The organism is Bradyrhizobium pachyrhizi, from assembly GCF_029714545.1.
Classification (GTDB): domain Bacteria; phylum Pseudomonadota; class Alphaproteobacteria; order Rhizobiales; family Xanthobacteraceae; genus Bradyrhizobium; species Bradyrhizobium pachyrhizi.
This window is the reverse complement of the sequence record NZ_CP121667.1, coordinates 6,837,855-6,852,250: the sequence shown is the minus strand read 5'-3', so window position 1 is coordinate 6,852,250 and position 14,396 is coordinate 6,837,855. Positions and strand designations below refer to the sequence as shown.

At 63.8% G+C, this 14,396-nt stretch carries 15 protein-coding genes; 7 read left to right on the top strand and 8 right to left on the bottom strand.

The annotated features are described in order from the left end of the window. Positions 1–10 precede the first annotated feature (10 nt). The 4 genes from QA639_RS32510 to QA639_RS32495 are packed head-to-tail and all read right to left on the bottom strand — an operon-like array spanning position 11 to position 3,843. Positions 11–1,801, bottom strand: a complete 1,791-nt coding sequence (locus QA639_RS32510; protein WP_157345547.1) for a chloride channel protein — start codon at positions 1,799–1,801, stop codon at positions 11–13. A 1-nt stretch (position 1,802) separates the two neighbouring features. Then, positions 1,803–2,063: an SUMF1/EgtB/PvdO family nonheme iron enzyme gene (locus tag QA639_RS32505; RefSeq protein WP_157345545.1), complete on the bottom strand. Its 261-nt coding sequence runs from the start codon at positions 2,061–2,063 to the stop codon at positions 1,803–1,805. Next, the gene (locus tag QA639_RS32500; protein WP_157345543.1) at positions 2,060–2,794 is read right to left on the bottom strand and encodes an SDR family NAD(P)-dependent oxidoreductase; all 735 of its coding nucleotides are present in this window, start codon (positions 2,792–2,794) and stop codon (positions 2,060–2,062) included. The genes QA639_RS32505 and QA639_RS32500 overlap by 4 nt, the downstream gene beginning before the upstream one ends. Before the next feature lie 14 nt (positions 2,795–2,808). After that, entirely contained in the window at positions 2,809–3,843 is a 1,035-nt protein-coding gene (locus QA639_RS32495; RefSeq protein WP_050383687.1) for a LacI family DNA-binding transcriptional regulator, read from the bottom strand. Positions 3,844–4,025: 182 nt separating this feature from the next. On the opposite strand from QA639_RS32495, the gene QA639_RS32490 reads away from it, so the two are divergent. From QA639_RS32490 to QA639_RS32460, 7 genes are read left to right on the top strand one after another with little or no spacing between them, the layout of a single operon-like run. Beyond that, on the top strand, positions 4,026–5,327 hold the full coding sequence (locus QA639_RS32490) for an ABC transporter substrate-binding protein (protein ID WP_283088051.1): 1,302 nt from the start codon (positions 4,026–4,028) through the stop codon (positions 5,325–5,327). 58 nt (positions 5,328–5,385) lie between these two features. Further along, on the top strand, positions 5,386–6,273 hold the full coding sequence (locus tag QA639_RS32485) for a carbohydrate ABC transporter permease (RefSeq protein WP_157345538.1): 888 nt from the start codon (positions 5,386–5,388) through the stop codon (positions 6,271–6,273). A 4-nt stretch (positions 6,274–6,277) separates the two neighbouring features. Then, entirely contained in the window at positions 6,278–7,105 is an 828-nt protein-coding gene (locus QA639_RS32480) for a carbohydrate ABC transporter permease (RefSeq protein WP_028335651.1), read from the top strand. A gap of 7 nt (positions 7,106–7,112) precedes the next feature. Beyond that, positions 7,113–8,117 (top strand): zinc-dependent alcohol dehydrogenase family protein, encoded by a 1,005-nt coding sequence (locus QA639_RS32475; protein WP_157345536.1) that lies wholly within the window; start codon positions 7,113–7,115, stop codon positions 8,115–8,117. 5 nt (positions 8,118–8,122) lie between these two features. Next, positions 8,123–9,196 carry an ABC transporter ATP-binding protein gene (locus tag QA639_RS32470; protein ID WP_157345534.1) on the top strand — a complete coding sequence of 358 codons (1,074 nt, stop codon included), beginning with the start codon at positions 8,123–8,125 and terminating at the stop codon, positions 9,194–9,196. After that, positions 9,193–10,152, top strand: coding sequence for a sugar kinase (locus tag QA639_RS32465; RefSeq protein WP_028335649.1), 960 nt, complete (start codon positions 9,193–9,195; stop codon positions 10,150–10,152). Before QA639_RS32470 ends, QA639_RS32465 begins: the two co-directional genes overlap by 4 nt. After that, complete coding sequence (locus QA639_RS32460) at positions 10,149–11,186, top strand: tagatose 1,6-diphosphate aldolase (RefSeq protein ID WP_028335648.1); 1,038 nt, start codon at positions 10,149–10,151, stop codon at positions 11,184–11,186. The genes QA639_RS32465 and QA639_RS32460 overlap by 4 nt, the downstream gene beginning before the upstream one ends. Positions 11,187–11,489: 303 nt before the next feature. Here the strand turns inward: QA639_RS32460 and QA639_RS32455 are convergent, their stop codons facing one another. The 4 genes from QA639_RS32455 to QA639_RS32440 are packed head-to-tail and all read right to left on the bottom strand — an operon-like array spanning position 11,490 to position 14,029. Further along, positions 11,490–11,996 (bottom strand): DoxX family protein, encoded by a 507-nt coding sequence (locus QA639_RS32455; RefSeq protein WP_428841195.1) that lies wholly within the window; start codon positions 11,994–11,996, stop codon positions 11,490–11,492. Then, positions 11,996–12,781, bottom strand: a complete 786-nt coding sequence (locus QA639_RS32450) for an HvfC/BufC N-terminal domain-containing protein (protein ID WP_283088049.1) — start codon at positions 12,779–12,781, stop codon at positions 11,996–11,998. The genes QA639_RS32455 and QA639_RS32450 overlap by 1 nt, the downstream gene beginning before the upstream one ends. Further along, a complete protein-coding gene (gene bufB, locus QA639_RS32445) occupies positions 12,768–13,679 on the bottom strand; it encodes an MNIO family bufferin maturase (RefSeq protein WP_283088048.1) in 912 nt (303 codons plus the stop codon). Before bufB ends, QA639_RS32450 begins: the two co-directional genes overlap by 14 nt. A gap of 50 nt (positions 13,680–13,729) precedes the next feature. Continuing rightward, positions 13,730–14,029: a BufA1 family periplasmic bufferin-type metallophore gene (locus QA639_RS32440; RefSeq protein ID WP_283088047.1), complete on the bottom strand. Its 300-nt coding sequence runs from the start codon at positions 14,027–14,029 to the stop codon at positions 13,730–13,732. Positions 14,030–14,396 lie beyond the last annotated feature (367 nt).

The following is a 14,396-nucleotide window of genomic DNA, read 5'->3' as shown; positions in this document are numbered from 1 at the left end:
CGCGCAAGGTTCACCGCGAAAACAGCTCCTGGTTCCGGCGTTCGAGCTCTTCCCCATAGGTGCGCAGCACATGGGATTCGCTTAAGGTGCCAATCGTGACGCGATGGTCGGCACGGTCAATGACCGCGAGGACGTCGGCTTCGCTCCGTTCAAAGGCTTTCAGGATCTCGCGAACCGACGTGGTCGGAAGCAGGTACTCATCCTGCTGCTGCGCCAGCGATCCGAGCGCATCGTCGTCCCGATTGGTGACAGAATGCAGCGTCGCCGCCGCAACGATGCCGGCATAGCTGCCGTTCGGATCGCGCAGCACGACCTGCCGGACCTGGGCCGGCGAGAACAGCTTCTGCGCCTCGCCGATCGGCATGGTCGTCAGTGCATTCTCGAAGTCGGCGCGCATCAGGGAAGCCGCGCTCATCTGACGGACCCAGCCGATGTCCTGCGGACCGCGGATCACCTCGCCGCGCAGATGGAACCGCCATGTCGCAAAACTGTAGCCGAACAACTCGCGGACGATGAGCGCGCAGACCGATGATGCGACCACCGCTCCCACGGTCACGGAGAAATCGCCGGTGATCTCGAGTGCCAGACAAACCATGCTGAACGGTGCGCCCAGCACGCCGGTCCCGAGCGCGGCGAGAGCCGCGATGGCGGCGGTGCCGGGCTGAAGTGCGAGCGTGGGGAAGGGGCCGGTCAGCACGACGCTGTAGAGCTGCCCAATCAGCGCGCCGAGCAGCAGCGAGGCGAAGAACAGGCCGCCGCGAAAGCCGGAGCCGAGCGAGATGGCCGATGCCAGGATCTTGAGCACGATGGTCGTCGTGAGCAGGAGCCAGGTCGGATTGCTGACCAGCAGGATCTGCATTGCGCCATGGCCGGCGCCGAGCACGGTCGGCGTCAGCAAAGCGAGGCCGCCGAGCAGCAGGCCGCCGAGGATCGGACGCACGAAGCCGCTGAAAAGCGTGACGCGTTGAAAGCAGCGTTCGGAAAATGCGACCGCGAGCATGACCAGGATGCTGATGAATGCGCAAATGATGCCGATCAGCACGGTCTGTCCGATCATCTCGACGGACACGGGCGATGGGAAGCCGGGCACCATCAGAAAGGACTGATGCGTCAACTCCCGCGCCACCAGCCAGGCCGTGACGGCGCTGGCGATAACGGGCACGAGAGCGGCCGAGGTGTAGGCTCCCAGCACGACCTCGAAGGCATAGAAGGCGCCAGCCAGCGGAGCCGAAAATGCTGCGCTGATCGCCCCCGCCGCGCCGCAGGCCACCAACAGCCGCATATCGTTGCGACGGGCGGCGAGGCGCTGGCCGACATGGGAGCCAAACATCGAGCAGATCTGCGTGTATCCCGCTTCCAGTCCGACCGATCCACCGAACCCGTTGGACAGCAGCGTCTGGATCGAGATCAGCAGGCTGCCGCGGAAGGACACCCGGCCGCCATAGAGCGCGTTGGCTTCGATCGCGTCAGCGAGCTGCTGTCCCTTCACGCGCCGCGCGAAGTACAGCCCGATCAGCGCCAGGACCACGCCGCCAACTGCCGGGATCAGCAGCGTGCGCTGCCAGGAAATTACGCCGGTGGCGCTCAGATGTGCGTCGAGGGGAATGTCGAACAGCAGCGCGTGCGAAGCCTGGCTGAGGCCCGAGATCGCGGCAACGAGGACGCCGCTCAGCAACCCGACGACAATGCCGACCAGCACGAGGCCGGTCTCGCGATTGCGTACGAAATTGCGCAAGAACTGCGGCAACAGACGGGTGCCGGGAGCAGGTGCCGGCTTCGCGGCATTTGTCGCCAGCGTCATCCTATGCCGGATCCCGCAGCTGCTCGGTGCGCACGACAGGGAAGCCGGTCTTGCCCGGCGAGCCGACCGATGCGTTCGGGTTTCGCGCTGCGAAGCGGTGGCGGCTGGCGTAGGACTCGAGGTAGGATTCGCCGCGCGTCGAGCGGTTCGGTGCAGGCTCGCGATTCAAGGGGACTCCCGACGGTGCGAGGCGGTCCTCGTACCATTCCCAAACATTTCCGGCGACATTATGCAGGCCGTATCCGTTGGTTTCCTGGCTCATCCGGCAAGAAATCCGCCATCCACCGCGACGACGGTGCCGGTAGCATATTGTGATGCCGGCATGCAGAGGAATGCGACGGCTCCCGCAATGTCGTCCGGCTGACCCCAGCGCTTGAACGCGGTGCGGTCGGCGATGCGCTGATAGTGCGCGCGATCGGTGCGGCCGGCCGCATTGATCGCCGTTTCAATATAGCCGGGCGCAACCGCATTGACCCGGATGCCTTGCTCGGCCCATGCCAAGGCGAGCGCCTTGGTCAGCATCACGACACCGCCCTTGCTGGCGCAATACGCCGGGATTCGCGGCAGCGCCAATGTCGCATTCATCGAGGCAAGATTGACGATCGCGCCCTTGCTCTCGGCGAGAAGCGGGCGGAACGCCATGCAGGTTCGAAAAGTGCCCGTGAGATTGACGTCGAGCACTTTCATGAAGGTCTCGATCTCGTATTCCTTGTCGCGAGCGAGGATTCCCGCGCAGTTGACCAGCGCGTCGACGCGTTTTTGCTGTCGGGCAAAAGAAGCGACAGCGTCGTCGTTCGTGACGTCGAGCGTCGCCAGTGTAAGTCCGGCGCGCGATTTCAGCAAAGTGCGCGCCAGATCGGTCTCGTTGGCCGCCGTTGCGGTCACCGTCGCGCCGAGGTCGCAAAACTGATTGCTGATTGCGGCGCCAATGTCGCCGGCGCCGCCGATCACCACGGCATGGAAGTCGGGCGCAAGAGAAAAGTTTGAGCGCATTGGAGGGTCTCGCTTCAGGATTTGAGTGGGGGAGCCGTCGATTCACGGACCACCAGGGAGAAGTCGATCTCGCGATGCATGATGGTCTGCTCGCCGGCGAGGCTGCGCACCAGATACTCCCCGGCGCGCTGCCAGGTTTCTCCGGTCGGTACGTGGATCGTGGTCAGGCTCGGCCGCAAATGGCGGCTCCAGTCGAGATCGTCGAAGCCGACCACCGACAGGTCGCGCGGCACCGAAAATCCATCGCGCTCCGCCTCGAGCAACACGCCGTAGGCGATCACATCGTTGCCGCAGACGACGGCGGTCGGACGATCCTTCAGGCTGAGGAGATAGCGGGCCGCTTCGCGCGCGTCGTCCAGCGTGTAGGGCACCTCGACATGCCATTGCGGAGGAAGCTCCAGGCCGTTCTCGGTGAGCGCGCGGCGAAAGCCGGCGACGCGAGCGCTGGCGCGGTCGTTGTTGCGCTGGAGCGCCGAGACGATCCCGATGCGGCGGTGGCCAAGCTCGATGACGTGGGCGGCGGCGCGGTGGGCCGCCGCTTCGTTGTTGGTTCCGACGCAAGGGTGGGGTCGATCAGGCTGGTAGATGCCGACATTGATGAAGGGAACCGCGTTGTCCGCAAGCAACTTGCGCAGTCCCTCGTGATGGCAATCACCGCGCAGCACAAGTCCATCGACGCCGCGGCTGATCAAATTGCGCGCTTGCTGCAATTCGACGTCGAGATCATAGCCGCTCGTGGTGAGAAACAGCATGTATCCGACCGAGGAGAGATACTGCTGGAGCGAGGCGATGCCGCGCGCGAACATCGTGTTGTCGATGGTCGGAACGATGGCGCCGAGAGTGCGCGAGCGCCGTGACGACAGGATGCGCGCCGGCGCATGCGGGATGTAGCCGAGCGCGTCGATGGCCTGTTCGATGCGCGCCCGCAGGGAAGGGCTTACCGCATCGGGATTGTTCAGCGCGCGCGACACCGAGGCCGTTGAGACGCCGGCACGGGCTGCTACGGCGCGGATGCCTTGTTTCACGGATTTGGCGTTGGTCAATCGCATCAATGTAACGTTACATTCGATGAGGCAAACCGCATGGCAGCGGTAACCTTGTAAATTTGCCGCAGAATATCCGGTTTGTCCATTGCTTGACACAACCGATGTGAGGTCTAGATTGTAACCGTTTTCAAGTTGCGTTCAAAATGGCCCGCCAGCTTAAGGCGGCCAGCCGGGAGGAGAGTTCGATGAAGGTCAGGATGCTCGCGACCCACGTCGCGTTGCCCGTTCTCGCGATTGTCGTCGTCAGCGCGCAGGCTCATGCGGCCGATTTCGACTGGATGAAGTTCAAGGGCAGGACCGTCACCTTTCTCGCCAATAACAATCCGGTCGCGCAGGCGCTGCTGACCTACAAGGCCGATTTCGAGAAGCTGACCGGCATGACCCTGAAGGTCGACGGCTATCAGGAACAACAGATGCGCCAGCGTCTGGTCACCGTCATGAATGCGAACAGCGACGAGGTTGACGTGTTCATGACGCTACCTTCGCGCGAGGGCGAGCAGTTCGCCGCGGCGGGCTGGTACGGCGATCTCACTGCGATGGCCAAGAACGAGGTGGCCAAGGAATACGACCCGGCCGGGTTGAGCCAGGCTCTGCTCAAGGCCGCGACCTTCGGCGGCAAGCTGACCAGCATGCCGATGAACATCGAAGGTCCGATCTTCTATTACCGCACCGACATCTTCAAGAAGTGCGGCATCGAGGCGCCGAAGACCATCAAGGATGTCGAGGCGGCGGCCGAGAAGATCAAGACCTGCGACAGCGCTGTCACGCCCTTTGTCTCGCGCGGCCTCAAACCCGCCGTCGCCTACACCTTCAGCAACATGCTGCACAACATCGGAGGCAGCTACATCGCGGGCGGCAAGTCGAACCTCTGCTCGGCCAAGGGCAAGGAAGCACTCGACACCTATAGCCGGCTGCTGCGCGACTTCGGTCCGCCGGGTGTGGTCAACTACAGCTTCCAGCAGATTTCGGCGCTCTACCGCAGCGGCCGCGCCGCGATGGCGTTCGAATCCTCGAATGAGTTGCGCACGGTGATGGAGGGCGGCGCGCGCCTGAAGGACACCGGCCTGTTGCCGTTCCCGGCGGGCGAGGCCGGCCAGGTGCCGACCACGATCGGCTGGGGCATGGCGGTGTCTTCGCACAGCAAACAGCCGGACGCGGCCTGGTACTTCGTGCAGTGGGCGACCAGCCCCGAGGTGCAGAAGAAAATGGCGCTTCAGGGCATTGCGCCGCCGCGGCCGTCGGTCGCCAAGGATCCTGAGTACCGCAAGTGGATCGACGAAGAACCCGTCCGCAAGGAATGGCAGGCTGCGCTCGATGTGCTGGCCACGAAGGGCTCCTCCGAGGTCGGCTATCCCATCATCGCCAACCCGGAATCGCGCGAGTTCATCGGCCAGGCTGTGCAGGATCTGATCTTGAAGCAGAAGCCGATCGACCAGGCCTGTGCTGATGCCGGCAAGGCGCTCGATGCGCTGATCGCCCAGAAGTAACCGCTTGATGCCGGCAGGCTTGCGCCTGCCGGCGCCTCACTCTCAAGGAAACGGACGCATGTCGGACGCGGCTGCGACACTCACGCAGGACCGGCAGAAGCTGGAAATGGCAACGCTCTCGGCGCCGGCCGTGATCTTCACGGTCGCGATGATCGCGTTTCCGGTCATCTATACGATCTGGCTCGGCTTCCAGACATTCTCCTCGACCGGCAAGCAGTCCTTTGCGGGCCTCGCCAATTACTCAAAGCTGATCTCCGACTACGAGTTTTGGCACGGGCTCTGGATCACCATAGCGCTCTATGTGCTGTCGTTAGTGCTCCAGCTCGTCTTTGGCGTGTGGCTGGCTCTGGTGTTGTTTCACGCCAAGCGCCTGCCGGGAATCGTGCGCTCGCTTTTCATCTCCCCCTTCATGATGCCGCCGGTGGTGGCGGGCATGATGTGGCTGGTGATCCTCGATCCCTCGCTGGGCGCGGCCAACTATATCCTGCAGTCGTTCGGCCTGCCGCCGTCGGACTGGCTGGCGTCGCCGACCTGGGTTATCCCGACCGTCGCTCTGATCGACAGCTGGCAGTGGACGCCATATGTCGCCTTGATCGTGCTGGGCGGCCTGCAATCGCTGCCGCCGAGCGTCTACGAGGCCGCGCAGATCGACGGGGCTTCGCCGTTCAAGACCTTTCAGCGCATCACGCTGCCGCTGCTCTTGCCGACCATCGTGACCGCAGCCATCCTGCGCAGCGTGGATCTCCTGCGTTTCTTTGACATCATCTACATCACGACCCAGGGCGGCCCCGGCAACGCCTCGAACACGCTCAACATCTACGGCTTCCGGGTCGGTTTCGAATTCTTCAACATCGGCTATGCCAGCGCCCTGATGCTGACGCTGACGGCGATCGTGTTCGGCGCCGTGCTCGCCTTCAACCGCCTGCGCGGCGTCGTGGCGTGGTGATGTCATGACGGATGCCGCCAACACCGACCGCTGGATCCGCTGGCTCAACACCGTGCAGCTCGTGCTCGCCGGCGTGCTCATCATGGCGCCGACGGTCTGGATGGTGTTGTCCTCGTTCAAGCCGTCGTTCGAGGTGACGGCCTATCCGCCGACGCTGATCTTCACGCCGACGCTCGACAATTATGTCGAGTTGACCAAGACCACGCCGTTCCTCAGCTATGCGCTCAACAGCCTCATCGTCACCGTCGGCTCGACCGCGCTCGGGCTGCTGTTCGGCATCCCCGCCGCTTTCGCCGTGTCCTGGACACGGATCTCGTGGCCGGCGATCCTGACGCTCGCAGCGCGCATGGCGCCGGGCACGCTGTTCCTGCTGCCGTGGTACGTCATGTTCCGGCAGGTCGGGATGATCGGCTCCTACACCGCGCTGATCCTGAGCCACGCGGTCATCACGCTGCCGATCGTGATCTGGGTGCTGCTGCCATCCTTCGACGGCATCCCGCGCAGCGTCTTCGAGGCGGCGCAGGTCGACGGATGCAGCGTCACGCGCATCCTCTGGCGCATCGCGCTGCCGCTGGTGGCGTCCGGCGTCGCCGTCTCGGCGATCCTCGCCTTCGTCTTCTCATGGAACTACTTCCTGTTTGCGCTGGTGCTCTCCAACGGCGACACCAAGACGCTGATCGCGGCGGCCTTCAACTTCATCGGCGAAGGCTCGACGCAATGGGGCGCCCTCATGGCCGCGGCGACGCTGATCGCGCTGCCGCCGCTGGTGCTGGCTGCTCTGGTTCAGCGCTGGCTGGTGTCCGGACTGACGCTCGGTGCGGTGAAAGGCTAGGTATCTGATGAACGTATCACCCCGTCCGAATTCGATCATGCAGGCCGCGGTCTTCCACGGCGGCGACCGCATCACCATCGAGCGCGTGGCAATGCCCGACGTCGGCACAGGTGAAGTGCTCGTGCGCGTTTCGCGCACCGCGCTGTGCGGTTCGGACTTCAAGCTCTGGCACAAGGGCGCCGAGTTCACCGCCGGCCATGAGATTTTCGGCGTGGTCGAGCAGCCCGGTCACCGGCTGCATGGTCGCCGCTGTGCCGTCTATATTCCACTCCACTGCGACCATTGCGCGGCCTGCAGGTGCGGCGATACCCAGATGTGCCTGGAGGTCTCGAGCCTGATTGGCTGGAACCGGCCGGGCGGCTACGCCGAATACGTGCCGGTGCCGGAAAATTGCCTGTTGCCGGTGCCCGATGACATCGAGGACAGCCTCGCGCCGCTGCTGCTCGACACCATCGGGACGTCGGGTCACGCTGTGCGCTTCGTCAGCCGCGTGGTGCCGCCGGGTGAGGCCGGACCTGTTCTTGTCATGGGCGCCGGGCCAGTCGGTCTCGGCGTTGTGCTGGCGCTCCGCGCGCTCGGCTACAACGACATCCACGTCGCCGACCCCAATGCGACGCGGCTGAAGATCGCGCAATCCTTCGGCGCGAAGGCGCATCCCGTGGGCGACACCTCGAAGCGCTTCGCCCTCATCATGGAATGCTCCGGCGCGCATGCGGCGCGCAATCTCGGCATCGAGCTCGTCCTGCCGCGCGGCGCGCTGGTGCTGGTCGGCGAGAACGCCGCGCCCTGGACCATCGAGGAGGGCAAGGTGTTCCGCCGCAAGGACTTCTACATGATCCGGACCTTCTACTTTCCGGTCTCGGATTTCGAGCCGAACATCGAGCTGCTGCGCAAGTTCAAGGACGAATACCGCGTCCTCGTCGACGGCGAGTTCGGCCTGCCGGCCCTGCCTGAGAATTTCGCCCGCTTTGCCAGGGGCGAGCTGATCAAGCCGGTATTGGCGCTGGATTAGCGATCATGGCCTCGATCTCGATCCGCAACCTCGTCAAGCGCTACGGCAGTTTCACCGTGATCCCCGATCTCAATCTGGAGATCGCGGACCATGAATTCGTCGTCTTCGTGGGGCCGTCCGGCTGTGGCAAGTCGACCCTGCTGCGAATCATCGCGGGTCTCGAGCCGATCACGTCCGGTGACCTCTACATAGGCGACAAGCGTGTCAACGGCGTGCAAGCCGCACAGCGCGACATCGCGATGGTGTTCCAGGACTACGCGCTCTATCCGCACATGCGCGTCTACGACAATATGTCGTTCGCATTGGAGTTGCGGGGAACGCCGAAGGCGGAGATCGACGCGCGCGTGAAGCGTGCCGCCGCGCTCCTGCACATCGAGCCCTATCTCGATCGTAAGCCGAAGGAGCTCTCCGGCGGGCAGCGCCAGCGCGTCGCCATGGGCCGTGCGATTGTGCGCAATCCCAAGGCGTTCCTGTTCGACGAGCCGTTGTCCAACCTCGACGCAAAACTGCGCGGACAGGTGCGGGCCGAGATCAAGGCGCTATCGCAGGAGCTCAAGACCACCATGGTCTTCGTGACCCATGACCAGATCGAGGCCATGACGATGGCCGACCGGATCGTGGTGCTCCAGAACGGTACGATCCAGCAATACGACACGCCGGAGACGGTCTACGAGCGGCCGGCCAACCAGTTCGTCGCCGGCTTCATCGGCTCGCCGGCCATGAACTTTTTCCCGGTCGAATGGCGTGAGGAGCGCGCGATCCTTTCACAAGGCGCAACGGTGGCGCCGCTGGACGGCGAGGCCGCAAGCCGCCTCCAGCAGGCGGGAAATGCCGTGCTCGGCATTCGTCCTGAACATTTTGCCGTCGCGACCGATGCGGCGGACGGCATCGCCATCAATGTCAAGCTCGTTGAGCCGCTCGGCTCGGATACGCTGATCCATTTCGATCTCGCCGGCGTCTCCGCGATCGCAAGGGTCGATCCAGCGTTGCGACCAAAGCTCGGCGATCGCCTCAGTTTGCGGCCGCAGCCGGGCAAAACGCATTTGTTCGATGCAGCGAACGGGCAGGTCTTGCGGTGAGCGCATCGGCGAACATAGCAGCTCTTGCGGCGCTCGCGGATGTGGCGACGGGAGCCAGGGGCGTCCAGGTGATCTGCCTTGGGCTATCCGCGCTCGATCAGGTCTGGCGCGTCGATCGGCTCTTTGCGGGCAACAGCGAGAAGATAAAGGCCATCGACTACGGTACCCTTGGCGGCGGAATGGCCGCCAATGCCGCGGTTGCGGTCGCACGGCTTGGTGCCTCCGTCGCGTTCTGGGGGCGGGCAGGGGACGATGCCGCCGGGCACGAGATGCGGTCGGCTTTTGCTGCCGAAGGTGTCGACGTCGAGAATTTTCGGCTGTTTCCCGATGGCCGCTCATCGGTCTCAGGGATCATTGTCGACAGGTCAGGCGAGCGGCAGATCGTGAACTACCGTGGTTTCTTTCCGGAAGCGGCCGATTGGCTTCCGCTTGAGGCCGTCGCTCGCGCATCCTCGGTGCTGGCCGATCCGCGCTGGGTGGAGGGCGCCGCGACGCTGTTTCGCGAGGCGCGTGCGCGCGGCATTCCGACGGTGCTCGACGGCGACATGGCTGATGCCGAGGTATTCGAGCGACTGCTGCCGCTGACCGACCACGCGGTCTTCTCCGAGCCCGCGCTCGGTTCGTTCGCCGGATCTGCCAAAGACGAATCTCTCGCAGCACTGGCGCGCTTCGGCTGCAGTGTCATCGCCGTCACACGCGGCGAGGGTGGTGTCAGTTGGTACGAGAATGGCCAGCTGCACCGGCACGCCGCCTATGCCGTCGATGTCGTCGATACCACAGGGGCCGGCGACGTCTTCCATGGCGCCTATGCACTGGCGATCGGCGTCGGTCTCGATGTGCGCAATGCCATGGCGTTTTCTGCAGCCACGGCAGCGATGAAATGTCGCCACGCCGGTGGCCGCAACGGAATCCCCTCCATCAACGATTGTCTTGCATTCATGAGGACGAAGCCATGAGAACGATTGGAAAGAACCGCGGGCTGGGACGCCTTGCTGATGCGGAAGGCCACTTTCGCATGGTCGCGTTGGATCAGCGGCCGCCGCTGTTCGATGCCATTGCGAAGGCGAAGGGAATCACGCGGGATCAGGTCGAATATTCCGACGTCACGGCGGCCAAGCGGCTGCTCGTCGAAAACCTTGCGCCGCATTGCAGCTCGATGCTGTTCGACCCGAATTTTGCCGTGCCCGCCGCGATCGATCTGTTGCCGCCGCGCTGCGGCCTGATCATGACGCTGGAGGAGCATCGCGTCGAGGAGACCGCGGGCGGTCGCAAGTCGCGCGCGATCGCCAACTGGAGTGTGGAGAAAATTCGCGCCATGGGCGGCGACGCCGTCAAGGTGCTGGCCTGGTATCGGCCGGATGCGGACGCCGCGGTAAACGAGCATCAGAAGCGCTTCGTGCGCGAGATTGGCGAGGAGTGCGCCCGCCACGATGTTCCCTATGTTCTTGAACTGCTGGTCTATCCGTTCCTTGGCAGCGCCAATCACACCGCCGATTATGTGGAATCGCCCGGCAAGCTCCCGGGCCTCGTCATCGATAGCGTGCGCGAGTTTGCCAGGCCCGAATACGGCGTCGATCTCCTGAAGCTTGAGAGCCCTCTCGCGGCCAACAGCCTGCCGGCCCGTGACGGCAGCGCCGAAGCCAAGGCCGCGCAGAAGGAATTCGATGCGATCGGCGATATCTGCCGCGAGCGGAGCATTCCCTGGGTCCTGCTGTCGGGTGGCGCCGCGCCGGAAAAATTCGAACGCGTCCTCGACTTCGCCTATGCCGCGGGCGCGGGCGGTTTCCTGGCGGGCCGCACCATCTGGCTCGATGCTGTCCTGAAGAATTTCCCGGACCTTGCGTCGGTTTCGGCGAGCCTGCGCAAGGATGGCCTCGGCGTGCTTGAGCGGCTCAACAAGCTGACGACGGCGAAGGGCACGCCATGGAAAGCGCGCTTTCCGGGATTCACTGACATCAAGCAGGAGGGGGACTTCGCGCGCGCCTATTGAAATGGTGACGGCTCAACTTGTCTTGGTGGGCCCGCCAGGACTCGGACCTGCAGAGGAAAGCCTGCGACTGCCGTTATCCCAGGTGTTCTGCCGGACAAAAACGGTCTGTGTGCACGTGAGCGAAGCGATGCGTGAACTGGACCCGGTTCGCTGTAATGGAAGGTTCAAGCTTCCTTCCTTAGGCCGTCGACATAGGCGTTTCCGGCTGATGATTCCGGCAACACGGTCTGGATATGTCAGAGCCAGATCCCAGCCGACGGACGCGCCACAGTCAAAGACGTACAGGACGTAAGCTTGATGTGCTCAGTTCGCTTGCCGAGGGAATCCGTGTATCAGATGATCCGCCGAGATGCGTCCCGGTCCCCAAGCCATGATCCCGAGCGCCATCGCCGCCCAAGTGAGGTGGATCGGCCAGCCGTCGGGCACGGTGAGTTCGACAATCATGGTCATGAACAACAGCCCGAGTGCGGCAAAGCGGGTGCCAAGGCCGAGCACCAGCAGCACCGGAAAGGTGATCTCGCCGCATCCGGACAGGAATGCCATCACCGCAGGTAGCGGATAGTGATAGGGCCCGCCTGGCAGGTGCAGCATGAACTCGTCGGTGAACAGCGTCACCGCGGTGTCGCTCAGCTTGAGGAAGCCGGTCCATTTCAGGATGCCGGATTTCCAGAATGGCACCGCCAGCGCCACGCGCATCACGAATTGAACCAGCGACGGCAAGGCCACTGTCTGGATCAGGTGCTCGGCCTTGTCAGCGAGGTGGCTCAGCCGGTAGCGTTCACTGGCGCCAAAATGCTGATCGATGACCATCATGCTTCTCCGAAATTGATTGATGTGAAAGCGCCCGCCTCGATCATGCCCGCGATGTTCGCCGCGATGTCGAAGCCGGGCGAGGACTGAAGTGCCGACGCTGCGGCGTCGCCAAGCGGCTGTCCCGACATCAGGTTTGTCAGAAACACCGCGCCGCCCTCGGGAAGATGGCGCACGACGACGTCCATCTCGGGCCGGGTGATCAGAGCATCCTCCGGCGTTCCCGCGTCGATCCGACCCGGCATCTCTCCGCCGCGATTGGCGGCGAAGATCGTCACTGCCGCGAAAGGCGAGCGGACGATTCCTGCTGCGGGATGTGCGGTGAACACCACATCCGCCAGCCGCTCCGGCGGAACCAGAGCGAGCACATCCCGTGACAGTGGCGCGGCATCGGCGGCATGATAGGCATCGAGCCAGGCCCGCTCGATCCGCGCGACATCAGCTAGCCAGGGCATGGCACAGGCATATTCGTAAGTTTCGATGAACGCGGGAAAGTCGCGGCCATAGTCGAGCAAGAGCGGCGATGTTGGCGGCGAGGCCCGGACATGGAAACGCGCCATGGCACGGAAGAACTCGACGCCCGTGATGCGCTGGACCGCAGGGTAGATCGCGGCAAGCGCATCGATCAGGCTGACCGTGACGTTGTTGCGATAGACATTGTAGCGCCGGACCGCCGCCTTTCCGTTCGGCCCGGTGACGAGCGAGGGCGTCGCGCGCCCGGGGTCGATCAGCGCAGCCGCGAAGCGCGCCGCGTAAGACGAGAGCTCCTCCTCAAGCGGCAGCATAGCGCATCTCCCGCTGGTGGCGGTCGAGGATTGCTTGCGCCGCGGCCGCTTCGGCCTTCAGCACTGGCCAGCCCGGAATTTTGCTGTCCCATTCGACCAGCGTCGGGACGGGACCACAGCGCGAGATGACGATCTCGAACAGCTTCCACACCGAGTCCGTGACCGGTCCGTCATGGCTATCGATCAGGAGCAGGTCGCCTTCATCGTCGAGCTGCTCGGCATGACCGGCGAGATGGATTTCGCCGACGCGTGACAACGGAAAGTCGGAGAGATAGTCGAGCGCGGAGAAGCCGTGATTGTTTGCCGAGACAAACACATTGTTGATGTCGAGCAGCAGTCCGCATCCGGTGCGCTCCGCGACGCAGCGGATGAACTCGGTCTCGCTCATCGACGATTCGATGAATGCGAGATAGGTCGACGGATTTTCCAGCAGCAGCGGCTGCCAGATGGCGTCTTGCACTTGATCGATATGATCGCAGACCCGTGCGAGCGTCGCTTCGGTATAGGGCAGTGGCAACAGGTCGTTGAAGTAGGCGGTGTCGTGGGTCGACCAGGCAAGATGTTCCGATACCAGCGCGGGCTCGTAGCGCTCGACGAGATCGCGGAAGCGCTTCAGATGCGCCTTGTCGAGTGGCCGTTCACCGCCGATCGACATGCACACACCATGCAATGATACCGGATGATCGCGGCGCACGGCTTCCAGCGCGCGATGCGGCGGCCCGCCCGCGCCCATGTAATTCTCTGCATGCACCTCGAAAAAGCCACGCTGCCGTCCTGAGCCAAGGATCGCAGCAAGGTGCTCAGGCTTGAAGCTGGTACCAGCCAGGCCATGCGTGGCAAGCGCGGGAAAGCGGGGAGGCTCGGCTGCGGGCAACCGGGGCGAGATCGTAGCGTTCATGTCGTCTCTCCGCTTTCCCTATGATCGTGAACGACTGCCGTGCGGTGCGACTAGACCGGCTTGAGCGATCCGGCCTTCCCGTTGGGAAGCTGGATGCTGGTGCAGGTGCCACCCTGCACGAACTTCCACGCATTGCCCTGAAAGTCGACCGTCGAGGTGCCCTGGCAGGTCGTGCCGGGGCCGGCCGCGCAATCGTTCTGGCCCTTCAGCGCGACGCCGAAGCACTTCTCCTTGTGGGCCGCGGTCGCTGCATCCGCCTCGGCCTTGGTGAGGGGAGCGGCGGTGGCAAGGGTTGCAAGCGCGGTCGAAACGGCGCCGGCAAGGACAAGCGAGCTGATGACATTCTTCATAGATCTCTCCACATCGTTATTTTGCGTCGCCTCCTGAGGCGTCGGGCGCGCATCGACAGGTTCGTTCCGTTCGCTGCTGCCATTACGGTTTTGGCAGCTCACGAATCCGTGACTTCGCTGCGGGTGTCACGCAAATGGCTCTTGTGCCGTCTGCGTACCAATCAAATACGCCGACATCGACCGGAGCCTCCAATGCCTTGTCGCTATGGAAACCGGGCGGGTCGAGCATTGGCGATGGCGACGCTCCGCCTGTCATAATTCCGAGACGTAACAATCTGCCGGCCGCAAGCGTATCGCCATCAAGCCCTCCGACCGCCGGCGAAGGCCAACATGAACGCTTTTGAACGCCCAAGCGCCCTCGAACGAC